Annotated in this window: 20 protein-coding genes and 1 other annotated feature; of the genes, 1 reads left to right on the forward strand and 19 read right to left on the reverse strand. The window is 48.3% G+C overall.

The annotated features are described in order from the left end of the window. On the forward strand, positions 1-293 hold a 293-nt coding region (locus tag ACLUWI_RS07735; protein ID WP_412146836.1), incomplete at its 5' end, for a hypothetical protein. A 199-nt stretch (positions 294-492) separates the two neighbouring features. Here the strand turns inward: ACLUWI_RS07735 and hisC are convergent. The 19 genes from hisC to uvrC all read right to left on the reverse strand — a co-directional run bounded on the left by hisC (position 493) and on the right by uvrC (position 19,280). After that, positions 493-1,569: a histidinol-phosphate transaminase gene (gene hisC, locus ACLUWI_RS07740; protein WP_412146837.1), complete on the reverse strand. Its 1,077-nt coding sequence runs from the start codon at positions 1,567-1,569 to the stop codon at positions 493-495. 10 nt (positions 1,570-1,579) lie between these two features. After that, the gene (gene hisE / locus ACLUWI_RS07745) at positions 1,580-1,906 is read right to left on the reverse strand and encodes a phosphoribosyl-ATP diphosphatase (RefSeq protein WP_272218365.1); all 327 of its coding nucleotides are present in this window, start codon (positions 1,904-1,906) and stop codon (positions 1,580-1,582) included. Beyond that, positions 1,887-2,237, reverse strand: a complete 351-nt coding sequence (gene hisI, locus ACLUWI_RS07750) for a phosphoribosyl-AMP cyclohydrolase (RefSeq protein ID WP_412146838.1) — start codon at positions 2,235-2,237, stop codon at positions 1,887-1,889. Before hisI ends, hisE begins: the two co-directional genes overlap by 20 nt. Continuing rightward, entirely contained in the window at positions 2,234-2,995 is a 762-nt protein-coding gene (gene hisF, locus ACLUWI_RS07755) for an imidazole glycerol phosphate synthase subunit HisF (RefSeq protein WP_272208262.1), read from the reverse strand. The genes hisI and hisF overlap by 4 nt, the downstream gene beginning before the upstream one ends. Then, entirely contained in the window at positions 2,985-3,710 is a 726-nt protein-coding gene (hisA, locus tag ACLUWI_RS07760) for a 1-(5-phosphoribosyl)-5-[(5-phosphoribosylamino)methylideneamino]imidazole-4-carboxamide isomerase (protein WP_412146839.1), read from the reverse strand. Before hisA ends, hisF begins: the two co-directional genes overlap by 11 nt. Continuing rightward, complete coding sequence (gene hisH / locus ACLUWI_RS07765) at positions 3,707-4,321, reverse strand: imidazole glycerol phosphate synthase subunit HisH (RefSeq protein ID WP_412146840.1); 615 nt, start codon at positions 4,319-4,321, stop codon at positions 3,707-3,709. The genes hisA and hisH overlap by 4 nt, the downstream gene beginning before the upstream one ends. Then, positions 4,321-4,905 (reverse strand): imidazoleglycerol-phosphate dehydratase HisB, encoded by a 585-nt coding sequence (gene hisB, locus ACLUWI_RS07770; RefSeq protein ID WP_056968395.1) that lies wholly within the window; start codon positions 4,903-4,905, stop codon positions 4,321-4,323. The genes hisH and hisB overlap by 1 nt, the downstream gene beginning before the upstream one ends. Positions 4,906-4,909: 4 nt before the next feature. Next, complete coding sequence (gene hisD, locus ACLUWI_RS07775) at positions 4,910-6,193, reverse strand: histidinol dehydrogenase (protein WP_412146856.1); 1,284 nt, start codon at positions 6,191-6,193, stop codon at positions 4,910-4,912. Further along, complete coding sequence (gene hisG, locus ACLUWI_RS07780; RefSeq protein WP_006499762.1) at positions 6,165-6,824, reverse strand: ATP phosphoribosyltransferase; 660 nt, start codon at positions 6,822-6,824, stop codon at positions 6,165-6,167. The genes hisD and hisG overlap by 29 nt, the downstream gene beginning before the upstream one ends. Beyond that, a complete protein-coding gene (locus tag ACLUWI_RS07785; RefSeq protein WP_412146841.1) occupies positions 6,818-7,975 on the reverse strand; it encodes an ATP phosphoribosyltransferase regulatory subunit in 1,158 nt (385 codons plus the stop codon). The genes hisG and ACLUWI_RS07785 overlap by 7 nt, the downstream gene beginning before the upstream one ends. Positions 7,976-8,046: 71 nt before the next feature. Beyond that, positions 8,047-8,278 (reverse strand) — a binding site (T-box leader). A 40-nt stretch (positions 8,279-8,318) separates the two neighbouring features. After that, entirely contained in the window at positions 8,319-9,176 is an 858-nt protein-coding gene (gene hisJ / locus ACLUWI_RS07790; RefSeq protein ID WP_412146842.1) for a histidinol-phosphatase HisJ, read from the reverse strand. A 108-nt stretch (positions 9,177-9,284) separates the two neighbouring features. Beyond that, on the reverse strand, positions 9,285-10,496 hold the full coding sequence (locus ACLUWI_RS07795) for an MFS transporter (RefSeq protein ID WP_412146843.1): 1,212 nt from the start codon (positions 10,494-10,496) through the stop codon (positions 9,285-9,287). 11 nt (positions 10,497-10,507) lie between these two features. Then, positions 10,508-11,155: a DUF308 domain-containing protein gene (locus tag ACLUWI_RS07800; RefSeq protein ID WP_412146844.1), complete on the reverse strand. Its 648-nt coding sequence runs from the start codon at positions 11,153-11,155 to the stop codon at positions 10,508-10,510. Between the two features lie 215 nt (positions 11,156-11,370). Continuing rightward, entirely contained in the window at positions 11,371-11,889 is a 519-nt protein-coding gene (locus ACLUWI_RS07805) for an adenine phosphoribosyltransferase (protein WP_074504821.1), read from the reverse strand. A 13-nt stretch (positions 11,890-11,902) separates the two neighbouring features. Further along, entirely contained in the window at positions 11,903-14,221 is a 2,319-nt protein-coding gene (gene recJ, locus ACLUWI_RS07810) for a single-stranded-DNA-specific exonuclease RecJ (RefSeq protein WP_412146845.1), read from the reverse strand. 59 nt (positions 14,222-14,280) lie between these two features. Beyond that, on the reverse strand, positions 14,281-15,114 hold the full coding sequence (locus ACLUWI_RS07815) for an SDR family NAD(P)-dependent oxidoreductase (protein WP_412146846.1): 834 nt from the start codon (positions 15,112-15,114) through the stop codon (positions 14,281-14,283). An 11-nt stretch (positions 15,115-15,125) separates the two neighbouring features. Further along, positions 15,126-16,052 carry a ribonuclease Z gene (gene rnz, locus ACLUWI_RS07820; RefSeq protein ID WP_412146847.1) on the reverse strand — a complete coding sequence of 309 codons (927 nt, stop codon included), beginning with the start codon at positions 16,050-16,052 and terminating at the stop codon, positions 15,126-15,128. 36 nt (positions 16,053-16,088) lie between these two features. Then, complete coding sequence (obgE, locus tag ACLUWI_RS07825; protein ID WP_412146857.1) at positions 16,089-17,387, reverse strand: GTPase ObgE; 1,299 nt, start codon at positions 17,385-17,387, stop codon at positions 16,089-16,091. 81 nt (positions 17,388-17,468) lie between these two features. Continuing rightward, complete coding sequence (gene uvrC / locus ACLUWI_RS07830; RefSeq protein ID WP_412146848.1) at positions 17,469-19,280, reverse strand: excinuclease ABC subunit UvrC; 1,812 nt, start codon at positions 19,278-19,280, stop codon at positions 17,469-17,471. Positions 19,281-19,403: the final 123 nt, after the last annotated feature.

A 19,403-nucleotide genomic window follows, 5' to 3' on the forward strand; every position in this document is an offset into this window, starting at 1 on the left:
TAATGATTGATGACCCTGCACATTTGTGTTCGTCGAAACTGTATTCAGTTTTCAAAGGTCTACCGTTGCTCGCTTTTTTAGCAAGCAACTTTGTTAGTTTAACAAATTGTCAACTACCTGTCAAGAACTTTTTAATCAATTTTTCTTGGCAACTTGGCGAAAAGCCGTTGATCTCAAGCAATCAGCAACTCATCGCCGCGACAACGTTATCTAATATACCGAGATTACAAGCAAATGTCAACGACAAAAAACAAACTTTTTTGATTTATTTAAGAAACATGAACATTAATTAAATAAACCGTTTGTTTACTAACGGAAATGTTGAACTTTTTGGTAGCAGTTAAGAATAAATCATCGTTTTTTCAAATAGAGCCGTCTTGCAAAATAAAAATCAGACATCCAATTTTTTAAGATAGCCGCTTAATCAATCAGCTTATTTTCAATTAAAACAGAAAAACTGCCTTGTCTAAACAAAGCAGTTAATCCGAACTCTTAATTCAAAAAATCAGCCATAATCTGCTGCATCGCCAGATTGTCATTCGGCAGGCCAATCGTTACCCGCAGCCAGTCAGCAGCAAATCCGGTGCGAATCTGATACCCGTTTTCCAAGAAGCGTTCAGCCAGCTGATCAGCATCCGGTACCTTAAAGTAGATGAAATTAGCCTGACTGGGATAATAGAAAACATGGTGCTGCTTTAAAAAGATTTCCCATTGATCACGCTCTTTTGCATTTTTAGCCGCCACCTGCTCGACAAACTCTTGATCAGCAAATGCTGCCTGCGCTGCCACCTGTGATAGCGTATTAAGGTTGTATGGCAGGCGCACCGTCTGCAGATAGCGTGCCCGCTGATCATCAGCAATGATATAGCCAACCCGATAGCCGGCCAGTCCATAGATTTTTGAGAAGGTTCTTAAAACAGCCACGTTGTCAAATTCTTTGAGCAGCGACAATGCCGAGGCTGGTTGCGCTGACCTGACAAAATCAATATATGCCTCATCGATCAGCACCAAAACATCTTTAGGAACCTGAGTCATAAAATCACGCAGCGCTGCTGTTTCATTATACCCACCAGTCGGATTATTAGGATTGCACAGCCAGATCATTTTGGTATTTGGCGTAATGTTGTTTAAAAAAGCATTTAAATCATTGGCGCCGCTTTGAGAATCAACTGGCACGCTTTTTACGGTCGCGCCTTCAATCTGAGCATTGAGACCGTATTCGGAAAACGTCGGTTCAGCAACCAAGATCTCATCCCCTGATTCCAAAAAAACTCTTGAAACCAGAGTAATAATCTCATCCAAGCCGCAGCCAAAGACAATGTTTTCCGCCTTAACACCCAATTTTTGAGCAATCATTTCTCGCAGCTCAGTCGCATTGCCGTCTGGATACCAATTGCCACTCCCTTGCTGCACGGCGTCAATAACCGCGGCTGCAACCTTAGGCGAGGTCCCGTATGGATTTTCATTGGCCGAAAGCTTAGCAACGTGGCTAAGGCCATACTGTTGGGCAATCGTTTCAGTTGGCGTTGGTGGCACATAGCTTGCCAGCTGCTTAATCGTTTCTTTCATCGGATCACCTCTAAAGCTTTTTGATTGGGGCACGATCCTTAAACTGGCTCATCTGACCAACGCGCGAGCCCAGCTCTTCTTTGATTTTTTCAAATGGTAGATCGCATTCAACGAGCAGAACCATTAAATGATACAGCAGATCAGCCGTTTCATACTGCAGTTCAGCCGGATCACTGTTTTTGGCAGCAACGATAACCTCCGTCGTTTCTTCACCAACTTTTTTCAAGATTTTATCCAGGCCTTTTTTAAAGAGATAGTCGGTGTACGAACCATCAATTGGCTTTTCTTTCCGTTGTTTGACCAGGTTATAAAGTTCTTCAAGATTCTGTTGTGTCATTTAGGTTACCTTCTTTCGTTAATTCAATCGGGTTAAAAAAGCAGCTGAATCGGCCAGTATGACAAGCCGGCCCTTTTGGATCAACCGCTACCAAAAGCGTATCGCCATCACAGTCAAGCGTCATGCTGACCACCCGCTGCGTATTGCCGCTGGTAGCTCCCTTATGCCACAATTCTTTGCGGGAACGAGACCAAAACCACGTTTCTCCACTGGCCAGCGTTTTTTGAAAGCTTTCCTCATTCATCCAGGCGACCATCAAGACGGCTTTGGTAGTGACATCAACTACCACCGTCGTCAGCAGACCATTCATTTTTGAAAAATCGGGTTTCATTGACGAACCGGCACTCCTTTCTTAGCCAGCATCTGCTTAACCTGCGGAATCGTCAGCTCTTTAAAGTGAAAGACCGAGGCAGCCAAAGCTCCCGTCACCGGCGTCTGCTCAAAGACGTCCACAAAATCCTGAATTTTACCGGCCCCGCCAGAAGCAATGATCGGCACATTGACGACACGGCCAATCGTCTGGTAGAGCTTGAGATCAAAGCCATCTTTGGTTCCATCGCAGTCCATGCTGGTGATCAGCAGTTCGCCGGCGCCTAGCTCAACGGCTTTTTTAGCCCAGGCAACTGCCTCAAGATCCGTCTTTTGCTGACCGCCATGCGTATAGACAAAATATTTGCCGGCTACTGGATCCCAGCGAACGTCAATCGCCACCACAACGGCTTGACTGCCAAACCGTTCAGCGCCCTGGCTGATCAATGCTGGGTTGGCAACGGCTGCCGAGTTGATCGCGGTTTTATCAGCCCCCGCTTTTAACATACGCTCCATGTCGGCCAGATTTTTAATGCCGCCGCCAACCGTAAGCGGCATAAAGACTTGTTTCGATACCGCCTCGACCACGCTGCTCATGGTCTGCCGCTTTTCATTGGTTGCCGTGATATCCAAAAAAACCAGTTCATCAGCGCCTTGTTTTTCATAAGCCGCCGCAATTGCAACCGGATCGCCGACATCTTTTAAGTTGACGAAATGAACGCCTTTTTTAACTCGGCCATCAGCTACGTCCAGACACGGAATGATTCGTTTAGCCAGCATTCTCATTCACCTCCGCAATCTGCTCTAAGGTTACCTTACCCGCTGCAATCGCCTTGCCAACGATCACGTCTTTTAAACCAGCCTGCTTAAGCATTTTCAGATCATCAAGACTGCCAACGCCCCCTGATGCCACGACCCGTACTTCAGGAAACTTTTGTTGCAATCCTTGCAGCAGTTCGATATTTGGCCCCGTCAGCGTACCGTCCGTTGCCGTATCAGTAACGATAAAGCGTTTGGCCCCAGCAGCAGTCATCACCGCGATCAGATCGGCCATTGAAGTCGTGGACTGATTGAGCCAGCCATCAGTTGCTACTTGACCGTCACGACCGTCAACACCGATCGTAATCGCCCGACTGCCGAATTTTTCCAGCATCTGCTTGGTAAACTCAGGATCTTTTAGGGCTACCGAACCAAGAATAACGCGATCAACCCCGCTTTTTAGGTAGCGCCTGATCGTCTGCTCGTTTCGAATACCACCGCCAATCTCGGTTTCACCAGCAAATACCTTAACGATCTGACTTACCAGCTCAAAATTCTGTGGCTGACCGGTCTTAGCGCCATCTAGATCCACCAGATGCAGCCCACCGATGCCGGCTTCTCTGATCAAGCGCGCCTGCCTGATTGGATCAGCACTGACCAGCGTTTCTTGTTTGAAGTCGCCTTGATAGAGCCGCACGCTGCTGCCGCCTTGAAGATCAATTGCTGGATAGATCATGCTTTCACCGCCTTTTCAAAAAAAGTTTGCAGCAGTTTCAACCCGACTTGACCGCTTTTTTCAGGGTGAAACTGGAAACCGTAAACGTTGTCTTTCTGAACGATTGCTGGCACGGCCACGCCATAGTCAACCGTTGATACGATATATTCCTCAGCACACTTAGCATAATAGGAATGAACGAAATAGGTATACTGCCGATCGATCGACTTAAAAATACTTTCCGGCCGTTGCAGTTCGTTTTGATTCCAGCCCACCTGCGGAACGATCCTTTGACCATCATCATCGGGAATTCGCACGACCTGTCCTGGAATCAAGCCCAGGCCCGCTGCACTGCCAAATTCGGTTGATGAATCAAACAAAAGCTGCATGCCTAGGCAAATGCCCAAAAACGGCGTCCCACTGGCTACCGTGCTTTTAATAACTTGATCGAGCCCAGTTTCTTTTAAGCGAGTCATGGCTGCGCCAAATGCTCCCACGCCTGGAAACAGCACCACATCCGCCTGCGATATTTTTTGCGGGTCAGCCGTCAGTTCAGCTTCTCGGCCTAGGTATCGACAGGCCTTGAGCACGTTAAAGACGTTGCCTGCTCCATAATCAATTACCGCGATCATCAAATCATCCCCTTGGTTGAGTTAACTCCTTGAATGGCTGGATTGATCGTAACCGCCTGCCGCATCGCGCGGGCCGTTGCCTTGAACAATCCTTCAATCTTGTGGTGCGTGTTGCGGCCATATAAGACTCTGGCGTGCAGATTCATCTCGGCATTAAAGGCCAGCGCCTGGAAAAAGTCCTCGGTAATTTCCGTTTCATAGGTGCCTAGCCGTGGATTGGTCAGCTCGGCATCAAATACCAGATAGGAACGGCCGCTTAAATCAACCGTAACCTGTGCCAGCGTCTCATCCATTGGTACAAAGGCATTGCCATAGCGCTCAATCTGGGCCTTGTCGCCTAATGCTTCTTTAAAACACTGCCCTAAGACGATGCCGGTATCTTCAACCGTGTGATGAGCATCAACGTTCAGATCGCCTTTGACCTCCACGACCAAGCCAAAGCGGCCGTGCTTGGCAAACAGCTCCAGCATGTGGTCAAAAAAGCCCACGCCGGTATTAATGGCAACCTGGCTTTGATCGTCAAGATTCAGCGCGACTTTGATCTGCGTCTCTTTCGTAGCTCGGTTTATCGTTGCTTTGCGCATCTGATCAGTCCTCCTTGTCAAATCTGGCTTCAATAGCGCGGGCGTGAGCTTCCAAGCCTTCCGTGCGTGCCAGCTTGGTAATGGCTTTGAGATCAGCTTTAAGATTTTGACGATCAAACTGAATGAACTGAGTCCGCTTGACAAAATCATAAACCCCCAACGGTGAAGCAAAGCGTGCTGTTCCACCAGTTGGCAGCACGTGGTTTGGTCCGGCCACGTAATCACCCAAAGGCTCGCTGGCGTAGCGGCCCAAGAACACTGAGCCGGCATTTTTGATCAGGCCCAAGTACTGCGTTGGATTTTTCAATTGAACCTCCAAGTGTTCCGGAGCCACGTCGTTCATCAATTCAAACATCTCAGCCGTATTTTCCATTACTGCAATAAAGCCGCGATCCTCAATGGAAGTTCGTGCAATCTCTTGACGCGGCAACGTGCTCAATTGGCGTTCAATCTCTTTAGAAACGGCCTCGGCCAGCGACTTGCTGTTGGTAATCAGCATGGCCCGGGCCCGCTTGTCGTGTTCAGCTTGTGACAAAAGATCAGCCGCGATTTCTTTGGCATTGGCACTTTCATCAGCCAGGATGCCGATTTCAGATGGACCGGCTACCATATCAATGGCTACCTTGCCAAACACCTGCTTTTTAGCCGTTGCCACGAAGATGTTGCCAGGTCCCATAATCTTATCGACAGCGGGGATGGTTTCCGTGCCATAGGCTAAAGCAGCAATGGCTTGAGCACCGCCAACCTGATAGACCTCATCGACGCCGGCCAGTTTGGCAGCTGCCAAGACCGCCGGATTGATGCCGGCTGGCTGTGGCGGCGTCACCATTACGACTCGCTTGACTCCCGCTAGCTTGGCTGGAATTCCGCACATCAGAATAGTTGAAGGATAGGCTGCCGTTCCGCCTGGCACATACAGACCTACGCTGGCCAACGGCGTAATTTTTTCACCGCGCATGATTCCTGGTGTGCTGACGTCAACAAAGCTGTTTTCAATTTCTTGTTTGTGGAAGCTGGTAATGTTTTGCTTAGCCAGTTCCAAAGCCTCCCGTAAGTCTTCATCGATTGAATCCAAGGCCTGGTCAAGCTGAAAGGCGGGAATGGAAAAATCTGCCAGGTTGACACTATCAAACTTGCGCTCATAGTCGCGAACTGCTTGATCACCGTTTTGTGCTACATTTTGAATAATCTCGCTGACGGTCTTTTCGATTTCAAAATCAATGGTTTGTTCAGTGTAGCGAGCAACGATTTTTTTCATTTCATTCAGTGACTTTTCGTAAATCTTCATCATATTCTTCCTCCATTGCCTGTCTTAATTGATTCGTCAATGTAAATATCTCATCACGCTTCTGCTTTAAGGCAACCGGATTAGCCACCAGCCGACTCGTGATTACGTCCAACCAGTCATGAACGACCAAGTGATTAACCCGCAGCGTTGTTCCAGTTTCAGTCAGGTCAACGATGGCATCGGCCAAGCCAGTCAGTGGTGCCAGTTCAACCGAGCCGGCAATCTTGATGATCTCGACGTCTTCGCCTTGGCTGGCAAACCAGCGACGCGCCACGTTGGGATACTTGGTGCCAATTACCTTGCGGCGCGGCTGGTTCCAGTCAAAATCGCTTTTTGAGGCAACGATAAATTGACAGCGACCAGTGTTTAAATCCAACAGTTCATTTACCTGCTCATCGGCACCCTGTTCTTCTAAAACATCGCTGCCCACGACGCCCAGATCAACCGCTCCCTTTCTTAGATAGGTGCAGACGTCTTCACCTTTAACCAGAATAATCTGATACTGATCACCCAGATTGATGATCAAACGGCGCTGCTTATCGATCAAGGGCTGACAGTCAATATTGCATCTCTGCAAAAGCGGAATGAACTTTTTTTCAACTCTTCCTTTGGTCAGCGCGATTCTCAGCATTCCTTCATCCCCTTTTTAGCATCCAAGGCGACCAGTTTCGCTCCCGCTGTTTGGGCCTGCTGCTGAGCCTCCTGCAACGAATCAGCTAAAGCCAGCGAGTAGTTGCCATGCTTTTCAACCAGTGCCGCCGCCTGTCCGAGAAGCTCAAACGGCGCGTAGACAAAGACCGGCTGTTTTTTGACCGGTTTGAGTGCTGTCGCCTCGGCCAAGGCATCAATGTTGATTCCCAAGCCAACCGCGGGCTCCAACTGTGACTGAAAGTTGGCCAAAAGGCGGTTGTAGCGTCCACCGCTGATCAAATAGGCACCGGTCGTCTTTTCCACATAGCCTTTCATAACGATACCCGTATAGTATTTTTGCGGCACCGCACTGCTGAGATCGACAATTACCTGCTGATCAGCCAGCTCACCAGCGAATTCAGCCACCAGCTTGAGTTGACCAAGTAACGGACGGGCCGGCTCAGGAACCTTGACTTCTGCCAACATGTCGTTGACCTCTGCCAGCGTGCCAAACAGCCATGGCCATTTACGCAGAAACGGCATTGTCTGGGGGGCATCAACCTGTCTGAGCAGCTTTTCATAGGCCGGAAAGTTTTTATGATAAAGTGCCTGGGCCAATTGCTGCTGCAGTTCTTCATCCAGTTCAAGCGCATCGAGAATCGTATCAACCAGTCTGGCGTGTCCCAGCTCAATCGTTAGCTGATTATCCAGCAGATGGCGGTTGAGCTGATGCATTAAGATCACACCTTCCATTTCTGCCTTCAATGAACCATAGCCGATTAATTCGATGCCAGCCTGCGTCTGTTCGTTTTTCCCGCCTGAAAGCTCAGGTGCCGCTTGAAACCGCTCGCCCAGATAATAAATCTTTTGGGGGAGCTTAACGTTGGTCGTTGCCAAGAACCGGGCAACCGGCAAGGTCAGATCCGGTCTCAAGACCAATTCATCGCCAGCCGGGTCAATCACTCGATACTGCTCACTTTGCATGTTGAACTCGGCAAACAGATCCCGCCGCTCCACGATTGGCGTAATGATGCGTCGATAACCACGACTGCGCAGATTTTTCATCAGCCAGGCACTGATTTGATCCTTTGATTCTGCTTCCGTGCCAAACTGATCGCGCAAGCCAGCCGGTAAAGCAATGCTGCTCATCATGATAATGCCTCCTCTCATTTTTTACTCATTTATTTTTTATATAAAAAAGCGTCCTCTCTGCCCATCTGGACAAAGAGGACGCTTTTCGCGTGGTCCCACCTCAAATTCGATCGCCCCTTGCGAAACGATCCTCATGCTGGATAAAATTCAGCCCTGATAACGAGTGGTCCCGGAACAGCCTACTTATAACCTTTCAGCTGGTCGGCTCACCGGTGTGGTTCACTATCGCAATCAATCTCTTCCCAACTTTGCGAGACTCTCTTAATAATCCACGATAGCTACTCTCCGGTTCATCACCATTAAAAAATAATGAGATTCATTTGGTGTTGTAGTTATATTATTCTCATCTTTTAAGAGTGTCAAGAACTTTTAAAAAATTTTTCATACCGTGCCAGCCACGACCAACCTCATCAACACCATGCGCATCCGACCCAAAAATCAGCGGTACTCCGGCATTTAATGCTGCCAATGCAATCTGAATGCCTGGGTAAAAATCATTGCAGTATTTTTTGTAAAGACCAGCCGAATTAAAATCCAAGCTCAGCTGCCGTTTGCTGGCAGTGGCCATGATCTCATCAATCAGCCGCTGACATGACTGATCAAAAGCTTCCGGCAGATTGAAATAATCTTGATATTTTTTGATCAGACTGATATGACCGAGCTTATCGGGACTAAAACTTCCCAAATCGCAGCGGGCACTGGCCAAGACCGTTTTTAAATAACGCTGATATAGCAGCTGCGGCGTCTTCAGCTCATTGGCAAACCCAGCCTGCAGCTCATCTGTAGAATAGTCAATCCCCCAAAAATTCCCTTGATCATCTTGCAGATAGTGTACCGACAAAATATTGTGCTGGGTCATTTTTCCGTACTGATCCAAAAAATCGCGCGTCGCCTCTTCAAAGCCCGCCAGATACTCAATCTCAAAACCGATACTGATCTTGATCTGGCCGGCATACTCGCTTTGCAGCTGATCAGCTAAGTTTAGATAATCGTCAACCTGCTCCCAGCTGAGTCCTTCCGTTTGCCAATCGTCAGCTGGACCGGCAAATCGTTGAACAAAGTCTTTTGGCATCGGCGCGTGCTCAGTAATCCAGTATTCGTCAAAACCAAGCTCAATTGCTCTTTCAATCATCGCTCGTGTCTTCTCATGACTGCCATGAGGACATAACTCAGTATGCGTATGACCATCAATTTTAAGCATTCTAATCATTCCCTTTTAAAATTTTTTTTAGTTTAGCGACTGGCTTAAAATTCGTCAAGGCATTAAAAAAAACAGCAATCAAACTGATTACTGTCCTTAAGCTTGATTTTAAATTTTTGGCATTTTGATAACCACAAAACTAGCCAAAGTACATAAAGCGATGACGATGGCAAAACACCAAATCTGCATGATTCCCAGCGGACTGCTTTTAAAAGCCAGGCCATAAAGCGCTGGACCAAACGATGCTATCAGATAACCGCCACTTTGCGTCAAACCGGAAAGCTGTGCCGTTCGGGTTGGTGAAATCGTTTTAAGTGGAAAAGTCGTTAGCGCCATAATGAAGTAAAAAGCCGTCATCGCACCAGTAATGATTGACAAATAATACCAGTAAACAAGTGGCATGGACGACTGCCAAAACATCAAAACGGCCGCCAACAGCGTCAACAGTCCCACCACGATCGACATTACGATCTGGCTTCGATGCGTGGCTGTTTCAAGAAAACGGGGCAGCAGCAATGACACCGGCATGCCTGCTGCTGAATACATTGCCAAGACAATACTGATCTGACCGCCAGAAATACCGTTAAAACGCATCAATTCTGGCAGCCAGGCCACTAAAGTATAGTTAATAAGCGACTGTGTACCAAACATCAACAGGCAGCACCACGCATATCGATTCTGCCAAAGCGGCGCAGCAGTCGTTTTTAGGTCTGGTTCATGAATTGATTTGACTGACTGATTATCAGCGCGCTTTGCGTGAGAACGTAATGGTACCGGCAACCTGAAAAGTATCCACATCAGCCAAGGAAACATCGTCAACATTAATAAAACGACCAAGACGGACCACCAGCCAAAAGTACTCGATAGTGGATGCGTCAGCAGGCTGAATACTGATGAACCAACCATAATCGCCAGCGAATAAGCTGTAGTATAAAATGCGGTGTGATTGGGCTCATACGTGGCAACCACGGAAGGTGTCAAAACGTTTAAATGGGTAATTCCCAGCCCAACCAAAATCGTTCCCGCCAAAAGCATTGGCCAGGTCACATGAAGTCTTAACAATGCTCCTAAAACCAGCGCCGTCAACCCAAAGTTCAAAGCTTTGCGCAGGCCAAAGCGAGTCATTTCCTTAGCGGCAACAATTGAGAACAGCAAAAACATTATCAGCGGAATGGTTGTCAAGATTCCAAGGTTGCCGACTGCCGTTTTTAATTGACGAGCAAGTTGATCAATTATCAACGGAATGGTAATAATTGGTGCCCGCATAGCCAGACCAAACGCAATCACCGTCACCAAAACCAATCGATCATGATTTTTCATTAGCCCACCTCTTACTGATTGACGATACTATAAGTCTGTTTACCATCCTTTGCAGTATATAATGCCGTCTGATCATCGTTGGGCTTCATCATGCTCAATGAATAGCCGCTGCCCACGATTTTTTTAATCTGGGCCGAGGTTTGGTTAAGCGAGCTGGTTAGATTCGACCATCCCGCCTGCTGGGCCTGATCGGGATTTTGGGCGATATAGTTCAAAGCCTCAACCGTATTTTCATTGGTTGGCATAATCTGGTATGTTTTCGAGCTGCTGTCATAGTTAACGGTCCCCATCTTGCTATAGGCTTTCTGCAGCTGACGAAGCAGATACATTTCTTTTTGTTCCTGAGTGACGCCACTGTCCTGCTGATTAAAGACTGCCTGGTTGCCAGTAACCGAAAAGCTGGAACTCGAACTGGATTTAGTCGTTGATCCAGCAGCTGAATTGGTAATGGACTTAGAGTTTGCAGTGCTCGTTGTTTGCTGCGTTGATTGATCGTGATGCCAATATGGCAGATTAATCGTACCATAGACCGTGGCAGCAAGGCTTAAAACCAGCATAATCGTTGGTACAACCCATTGGCGATACTGCTGCCAGGAATTGACCAGATAAAAAGCACTCAAAATGAGCATCAACGCACCAAATACAACTAAAAAAATCATGGAAAGCTCCTTTTAAATTTTTTATTAAAGATATGTCATTACTACTTTACAATAATTTTTTACAAAGCGCGCCTTTAATTTAATCTTAATTTCGTTTTTTTGACTGATTATCTGCATTATAGTACCAAATATCAGCCAAATAATAACAAAAGGGCCCACCACTCTCCTTGAGCATTGGACCCTTTTTGAAATAAATAATTTTAAATAGTCTACGGCTAAAATTCCATCAGCGTCTTGGTGTCGATCCCGCGCAGATGCTTGCGGCCTTCCAGTTCTTTAAGTTCGATCAGGAAGGCTGCACCAACGACTGTACCTCCCATTTGTTCAACCATGTCAATCGTCGCGCCAATCGTACCCCCAGTAGCCAACAGATCGTCAACTACCAAGACGCGCTGACCAGGCTTAACGGAGTCGTTTTCCATCTGCAGCGTTGCCTCGCCATATTCCAGCTGATAAGAAGCACTGACCGTTGCCCGAGGCAGCTTGCCCTTCTTTCGTGCTGGTGCAAAGCCTACTCCCAGCTTATAAGCCACCGGACAGCCAACGATAAAACCGCGCGCTTCTGGCCCAACTACCATGTCAACCTGACGTTCGCGGGCAAATGCCGTGATTTCGTCAGTAGCCTGCTTAAAAGCCTCGCCATCTGCCATCAGCGGCAAAATGTCTCGGAAAATAATGCCTTTTTCTGGGTAGTCAGGAATGCTTGCAACATATTTATAAAGATCTAGAGCCATCTAAAATTTCTCCTTATTCCTTTGCCATCAGCCAGTCAGCAACGTATTTTCGCAATGTGCGCGTGTCGCTGTACAGCAGCACCTGGTCGCTTTGCAGATGAGCTGCATGCTGCCGATAGCATTTCGTCTGTTCTAAATCAACGTGGTCGGGATGATCCGCCAGCTTTAGAACGCCATCATTTATTGTAACAAATTTTGCCTCATAAAACACCGTAATCATCCAATTTAGCTGTTCAACCGGCATCTGCAGCGAACGCGCCATCGCCGGCTGCTGCTGGTGATAGTTGGCAATCCTTGGGTACTGACGCAAGAAACGATACAAAATCGCAAACTGTTGGCGCGTTGGCAGGCCAAAGCGGATCGGATTTCTTTCCCAAAGCAGCAGCCGAATCATTGCCGGCTGTCCGCCATTTTGCCAAAGCAAGCGGAGCATCTCTAAACTCGGCGGACAGTCCACGATTGTCACCTGCTGATCCTTAAAGTCAGTTTTGAAGGCGGTCTGTGGGCTTAAAACCGTTCCTTGTACATGGCCAGTAATGTTTTCCCGCAGTGTCTGATCAAAGGCAACATAATAGCCGGTTTCTGCAAACATGCTTGGCAAAAGCTGCCGCGTTCTTTGATCTAGAATCGCCGTCCCTTGCGTTTGGATGTCCTTTAGCATCAATTGCGCGGTCCGCTTGCCACGCCATTCGTTAATCCCCACCGTTGCCGCGATCGTCACCGGTACGCCAGCCAATAGCAATGGTGCCAGCTCAGCCTTGCCAAATGCCACCACAGCCGCACTGCGTTTTTGTCCACGTAGCTCAAACTTTAGATGTTCCTGAGCCTTGCCCATTGTTTTAACATTGTTGATTCGATCGGCATGAATTGCAAAAATCGGTTCTGGATTACCCGGACCAAACGGCGCTAGACACTGCAGCTGATCATAAAGATCCTCATTGACATCATCAGGCCCTAGCTCAGCCGCCAATTCCAGTTTGGCAGGTCCTGCTTCTGAAAGTCCCTGCTCAACGGCTTCCTGTTCCAAGGCCTGCCGCAATTCATCAGTCTGCTCAACGGTAAACGACATCCCACATGCCTGGGCATGGCCACCAAACGCCGTCATCAAATCACGATGCTTTTGCAGGGCCATAAACAGATCAAAGCCGTCGCGACTGCGTCCAGAACCCTTAGCAACCTCATCGCCATCATTAACGCTGGCAACAATGGTGGGCTTGCCGGTTTCTTCAACAACGCGACTGGCAACGATACCTAAAACGCCTTGATGCCATTCATGCCCTAGCAGCACAAGCGTTGAGCGATCAGCATTTTCAGCTGAACGGGCCTGTTTTAAGGCCTCATCAGTGATCTTTGCGACCAGCTGTTGGCGCGTTTGGTTGGCATTTTCGACTTCTTGAGCAATCTCTTTGCCTTCTCGATCATCCATAGTTGTTAAAAGCAGCACGCCTTCGCTGGCATCGTCAATTCTACCCAGTGCATTCAAACGAGGCGCGATGCCAAAACCGACGTCTTGATCGGACAATTGATCCTCATTGAGCTTGGCCAGTTTAACCAGCTGATGGAGTCCCGGCCGCATTCCCTGACGCAGCTGCTTGAGGCCCCAGGTAATCAATGCCCGATTTTCACCGGTAACGTCAACCAGATCGGCCAGTTCGCCAATTGCTACCAGATCCAGCATCTCTTGGGGAAACTCTTCAGTCAGAGCCCAAGCCGTCTTAAAAGCAACGCCGACTCCCGAAAGGTCACCGCCCTGATACTCGCTGCCAGGAAACTTGGGATGAACGATTGCGGCAGCTTTAGGCAGCTGGGCCGGCAATTGATGATGGTCGGTAATTACGACGTCAACGCCGCGTGAATTGGCATATTCAATCTCCTTGGTACCGGAAACGCCATTGTCGACCGTAACGATCAGCTGCGCTCCGCCATCAATCAAGCGCTGATATTCATCAAGATTAGGACCATAGCCATCAGTAAACCGGTTAGGAATAAAAAATTCAACCTGGGCTCCTACCTCATCCAGCGTTTCATACATAACCGCCGTACTGGTAATACCATCTGCATCATAATCACCATAGATAACGATCTTTTCACCATTGGCAACGGCGGCTTGAATTCGATCAACTGCTTTTTGCATATCATGCAGCTCAAACGGATCATGCAGCTCTGCCAACTGAGGATCCAAGTACTGCTTGGCTGCTTGGACCGAATCAATGCCGCGCTGAATCAATAATTGCGCCAGCAGCGGTGAAAGCTGACATTGTTCCTGAAGCTCTTTTGCCAGCTGCTGGTCTTTATTTTGGGACAATTCCCACGCATAGCGCGCTTCCATCATTTCACCATTCCTTTAAAACATGACAACCGGAACCTGTTTCAGTCCCGGTCGTCGTCTGTTTATAGACTGCTCTTGTCCTGCTGATAGTCAAAGAACTTTTTGATTGCCCAATCGCCAAGTCCTGGCCACACCTGATAGCCCCATGAAAGCCAGAAAGTCCAGCCTGGTACGTTAATCTCACGGGTCTCATAGCCAACATGAGCCCAAACCTGCTTGGCCAGTTCCGCCGGCTGCACGATCATCCAGCGTGGCAGTTTGCTCAGATAGCTGCCATCAGAATCTGCCTTGTCAAAAAATGACGTGGCAACGGGCCCCGGATTGACGGTCAAAACCTGGACGCCATAGTCAGCTACTTCCATGCGTAAAATATTGTCAAATTGGATCACGCCGGCCTTAGTTGCTGAATAGGCAGCGGCATTCGGGGTCGGTATCTTGCCATCCAAAGAGCCTAGATTGATAATGGCGCCAAATCCTTGATCCATCATCTGCTTAGCCACACAACGACTCAGATACATCAGCGCCAGCAAGTTGACGTCAACCATACGTTTCATGACTGACCGCGATTGGCTTTTAACCGCAGTAAAATCGCCTACCCCAGCAGCATTGACCAAAACATCAATCTCGCCAACCTCATGCCGAATCGTATTCAATACTTTGTCAACCCGGTCTGGATCCGTAACGTCTAGCTGATAGGCAAATGATGGGCGACCGGAAAGAATCAGACATTGTTGGGCAACCTGATTGAGCTTTTCCAGATCACGCGCGCAAACCACAACGATTGCACCGCGTCTGGCTGCTTCTAAAGCCAGTTCTTTGCCAATGCCGCTGGATCCGCCAGTAATCAAAACAACCTTATTGCGCAGCATCCGTAATGCCTTCATTCGCTTCATCATTGCCATCACCTCTATTTAAATGGTACGTCAACTATATCAAAATCATTAACGACGCGCGTGTCGGGGAATATATCGCGAACCTGGTAGGCCAGCTGATAGGCCGCCCTGCCGGTATAGCGTGCCGAGATATGCGTCAGCAGCAGTTTCTTGGCATGCGCCTTTTTCGCCGTCATTGCCGCCTGACCACTGGTTGAATGGTAGTAGCTGCGCGCCATCTTGGTTTCATCCTTGGCAAAAGTACCTTCATGAATCAAGACGTCGGCATCTTCAGCCAGTTCAATGGCTGCTGGCGTATGACGCGTATCACTGATAATCGTAATCACACGGCCTTTTTGCGGCTCGCCGATAAAGTCATGACCATCCAGCACTCGTCCATCCGGCAGCTCAACGACCTTACCGGCTTTAAGCTGCCCATAGATCGGTCCTGATGGCACTTTGGCAGCCCGCAGCTTTTCGACCTGCAATTCGCCGGGATGATCATGCTCAACCACCCGATAGCCAAAACAGGCGATTTTGTGATTTAGTTTTTTGGTATAAACCGTAAACGTCTTGTCGCTAAAAATCTCGCCATCATCGCGCAACTCAACGAATTTCAACGGATAGCTCAAACGCGACTCGCTGACTTTTAACGCGGTCTTGACAAACTCCTTGATGCCAACTGGGCCATAGATCGTCAATGGCTCATTGCCGCCTTGAAACGATCGTGAGCTAAGCAGACCCGGCAGGCCAAAAATATGGTCACCGTGAAGATGGCTGATAAAAATTTTTTCAATCTTGCGGGGGCGAATCGTCGTCCGCAAGATCTGGTGCTGAGTAGCCTCACCACAGTCAAACAGCCAGACTGCATTGCGTTCTTCCAACAGCTTCAAGGCAATGCTGGAAACGTTGCGCTGCTTGCTTGGCGACCCGGCACCGGTTCCTAAGAATTCAATCTGCATAAATCATTTTCCTATTCTGTCTTCTATTATCGTCGATTATTGGACAAATTCAAAAACAAACTTTTCAATTCGTACCAAGTCACCATTTTCGATGCCCTTAGCCCGCAATGCATCGTCAACGCCCATATGCCGCAGCTGCCGAGCAAATCGCAGCTGACCGTCTTCATGATCAAGGTTGGACATCTTAAACAGACGTGTCAGTTTTTCGCCGCCTAAAACCCAGGTGCCGTCATCGTCACGAGTAATCGTAAAGTCTGGTTCGGCTTCCTTGGCGCGGTATTCGACGCTTGTCAGCTTGTCATGGTGCTCGCTGTCAAAGGCTGGCGTCTGATCAAGCAGGTCCGCTGTCATCTGCATCAGTCCCTGCACGCCTTGATGCGTAATCGCACTGATCGGCACAACCGGCGGCATCTTTGCAAACGTATCGTCTTGGGCCAGCATTTCTTTAAAGTGTGCCAGGTTTTCCGTTGCGTCAGGCAGATCCATCTTAGTAGCAACGATGATCTGCGGTCGTTTCAACAGCTCCGGATCATACGCGGCCAATTCATGATTGATCTGGTGATAGCGCTCAATGGCCTGTTCGGGGTCTTGACTGCCCATATCGATCAAGTGCAGCAAGACTCGCGTACGTTCAATGTGACGCAAAAACGTCAAGCCCAAACCAACCCCTTTAGACGCGCCTTCAATCAAGCCAGGCATGTCAGCCATCGCAAAATCGCGACCATCTGGCAGCATGACCATCCCTAAATTAGGCACCAGCGTCGTAAATTCATAGGCGGCAATCTTAGGCTTGGCTCCCGTAACAACAGAAAGCAGCGTTGATTTGCCCACAGATGGGAACCCGATCAAACCGACATCGGCCAGCATCTTTAATTCCAATTCCAAATAGCGATCCTCACCTGGTTCACCATTTTCGGCAATTTCCGGTGCCGGATTTTTGGCTGAGGCAAAGTGAATGTTGCCGCGACCGCCACGACCGCCCTTGGCAATTACCAATTTCTGGCCAGGCTGAGTCAGATCACCCATGATCGCACCCGTATCCAGATCGCGTACCGTGGTTCCCTCGGGCACGGCCACGACCAGATCAGAGGCGGCTGCTCCCGTCATCTGCTTGCTCATCCCGTTTTGGCCATTTTTAGCCTTAAAAATCCGGTGGTAGCGAAAATCCATCAAAGTTCGCAAGCCAGGATCGACCTTTAAAATGATGCTGCCGCCGCGTCCACCATCGCCCCCAGCTGGTCCACCGTTGGGAACGTACTTTTCGCGCCGAAAAGCCACCATCCCATTACCGCCTTTTCCGGCATGGGCTTCAATTTTTATTTGATCCACAAACATGTTAGCCATGAAAAATATTCTCCGTTCTTAAAATAGTGACTACTAAGTCTAGTATAAGGAAAAATCATGCGGGCGTCAAAATCAGTCATGACTGCTGCCTTTTGCCACGTCTGCCTTGCCCTGCAAAGATATTTTGATCAATTGAGCCGTCTTTTGATTGATCCCCAGTGCCTGAATATCCTCAACCTTGGCATCAGCAATTCGATCCAATGAGCCATACGCTTTTAACAGCTTATTGCGCGTTCTTGGCCCCACGCCTTTGATCTCATCCAGTCGGGAACTCAGTGAATGCTTGGTATGCACGCTGCGATGAAAGGTAATTGCAAATCGGTGCACCTCGTCTTGAATCCGCTGTACCAGGTAAAAGCCTTGACTGCGTGGATCTAGATGAACGTGATGATCGTCTTGACCATATAAAAGATCAGCCGTTTTATGCTTATCGTTTTTAACCATCCCCACGACCGGAATTGCCAGGTTCAGCTCGTTTTCCAAGACATCGCGGGCCGCGTCCATCTGAATCTCGCCCCCATCCATAAAAATCAGATCGGGCATGGGCTGGCCCTCTTTAAGCAGCCGGCTGTAGCGACGCCGAATCACTTCACGCGTGCTGGCAGCTTCATCCGCATGATCGATTACCGTTTTTAATTTATACTTACGATACAGCTTTTTGACCGGCTCGCCATCAATAAAGACTACCATGGCACTGACCGGATCGGCGCCTTGAATATGCGAGTGGTCAAAGGCCTCGATTTTATGGCATTCTGAAAGGCCTAAAGCATCCGTAATCTCTTTCATTGCGCCACTGGTTTTAGCCTGATCCATTTCCAGCAGCCGAAATTTCTCATTCAGCTGTAATTGGGCGTTTTCATAAGCCATATGCATCAGATCACGTTTTTCTCCCCGCTGCGGCGTTCGCACCGGTACGCCCAGAATCTCACTGATTTCATGATTGGGCAGCCCGGCTGGCAAGAGAATTTCTTTAGGCAGAATATTGTTTTTACGGTTATAAAACTGCAGAATAAAGCTGGTCATTTCTTCAGCTGCCGTGTCGACTATCGGAAACAGCCGCTTTTCTCGTTTCATCAGTCTTGCCTGGCGAATAAAGAACACTTGAATACTCAGCCAGCCTTTGTCCATATAAAAGTTGAACAGATCACGCGGCGTTTTATCGTTGGTAATGATTTTTTGTTTTTCAACCGTGACCTTGATATAGTGCAATTGATCGCGAATCTCGGCCGCTCTTTCAAATTCAAGATCAGCACTAGCCTGTTTCATCTTGGCCAACAGCTGACGCTTGACGCTGGCAGTGTTGCCATTTAGAAACGACTTGATTTTTTTGATCTGGGCATCATAGTCTTCCCGCGGAACTTCTTTAAAACAGGCACCCAGACATTGTCCCATGTGATAGTAAAGGCAGGGCCGTCCTTGATGTCCTCGGCAGCGGCGCAGCGGATAGACCTTTTGAATAAAGTGCAGCGTTTCTTCCGCTGCGTAGACGTTTGGATAAGGGCCAAAATAATAGGCACCATCTTTTTTTATCTGACCGGTAATCTCAATTCGCGGGTCACGCTCATTGGTGATCTTGATGTAAGGATAGCCGGTTCCACGTTTAAGCTTGATGTTATAGTAAGGCTGATGTTTTTGAATCAGTGTAATCTCAAGCAGAAAGCTCTCTTTGTTAGAATCGGTGGTAATGATATCAAAATCCGCGACCTGATCAACCATTGCCGCAACTTTCCCCGTATGACTGCTCTTAAAATACGAGCGGACCCGGTTCTTGAGATTCTTTGCCTTGCCGACATAGATGATCTGACCATTGATGTCTTTCATTAAATAGCATCCGGGCTTATCCGGCAGCAGCATCAGCTTATGCTCCACTCGCTGTGTGGTCATTGAACGCCTCCAATTAGTTAATTATCTTTAATTCTAGTACAGACTGGCAGCTGGTCGCAAAAGAATCGCCTGTAAGTTGATTTACGTCATTTCCAGTTTGTGATAGGATATTTGCAAGCAGCA

Source organism: Limosilactobacillus mucosae, assembly GCF_046939755.1.
GTDB lineage: Bacteria > Bacillota > Bacilli > Lactobacillales > Lactobacillaceae > Limosilactobacillus > Limosilactobacillus mucosae_A.

Coding starts and splice junctions, on each gene's coding strand:
- hisC (WP_412146837.1), bottom strand. CDS start 1,569: ATGAAAGAAACGATTAAGCAGCTGGCAAGCTATGTGCCACCAACGCCA.
- hisE (WP_272218365.1), bottom strand. CDS start 1,906: ATGACACAACAGAATCTTGAAGAACTTTATAACCTGGTCAAACAACGG.
- hisI (WP_412146838.1), bottom strand. CDS start 2,237: ATGAAACCCGATTTTTCAAAAATGAATGGTCTGCTGACGACGGTGGTA.
- hisF (WP_272208262.1), bottom strand. CDS start 2,995: ATGCTGGCTAAACGAATCATTCCGTGTCTGGACGTAGCTGATGGCCGA.
- hisA (WP_412146839.1), bottom strand. CDS start 3,710: ATGATCTATCCAGCAATTGATCTTCAAGGCGGCAGCAGCGTGCGGCTC.
- hisH (WP_412146840.1), bottom strand. CDS start 4,321: ATGATCGCGGTAATTGATTATGGAGCAGGCAACGTCTTTAACGTGCTC.
- hisB (WP_056968395.1), bottom strand. CDS start 4,905: ATGCGCAAAGCAACGATAAACCGAGCTACGAAAGAGACGCAGATCAAA.
- hisD (WP_412146856.1), bottom strand. CDS start 6,193: ATGAAGATTTACGAAAAGTCACTGAATGAAATGAAAAAAATCGTTGCT.
- hisG (WP_006499762.1), bottom strand. CDS start 6,824: ATGCTGAGAATCGCGCTGACCAAAGGAAGAGTTGAAAAAAAGTTCATT.
- ACLUWI_RS07785 (WP_412146841.1), bottom strand. CDS start 7,975: ATGATGAGCAGCATTGCTTTACCGGCTGGCTTGCGCGATCAGTTTGGC.
- hisJ (WP_412146842.1), bottom strand. CDS start 9,176: ATGCTTAAAATTGATGGTCATACGCATACTGAGTTATGTCCTCATGGC.
- ACLUWI_RS07795 (WP_412146843.1), bottom strand. CDS start 10,496: ATGAAAAATCATGATCGATTGGTTTTGGTGACGGTGATTGCGTTTGGT.
- ACLUWI_RS07800 (WP_412146844.1), bottom strand. CDS start 11,155: ATGATTTTTTTAGTTGTATTTGGTGCGTTGATGCTCATTTTGAGTGCT.
- ACLUWI_RS07805 (WP_074504821.1), bottom strand. CDS start 11,889: ATGGCTCTAGATCTTTATAAATATGTTGCAAGCATTCCTGACTACCCA.
- recJ (WP_412146845.1), bottom strand. CDS start 14,221: ATGATGGAAGCGCGCTATGCGTGGGAATTGTCCCAAAATAAAGACCAG.
- ACLUWI_RS07815 (WP_412146846.1), bottom strand. CDS start 15,114: ATGATGAAGCGAATGAAGGCATTACGGATGCTGCGCAATAAGGTTGTT.
- rnz (WP_412146847.1), bottom strand. CDS start 16,052: ATGCAGATTGAATTCTTAGGAACCGGTGCCGGGTCGCCAAGCAAGCAG.
- obgE (WP_412146857.1), bottom strand. CDS start 17,387: ATGTTTGTGGATCAAATAAAAATTGAAGCCCATGCCGGAAAAGGCGGT.
- uvrC (WP_412146848.1), bottom strand. CDS start 19,280: ATGACCACACAGCGAGTGGAGCATAAGCTGATGCTGCTGCCGGATAAG.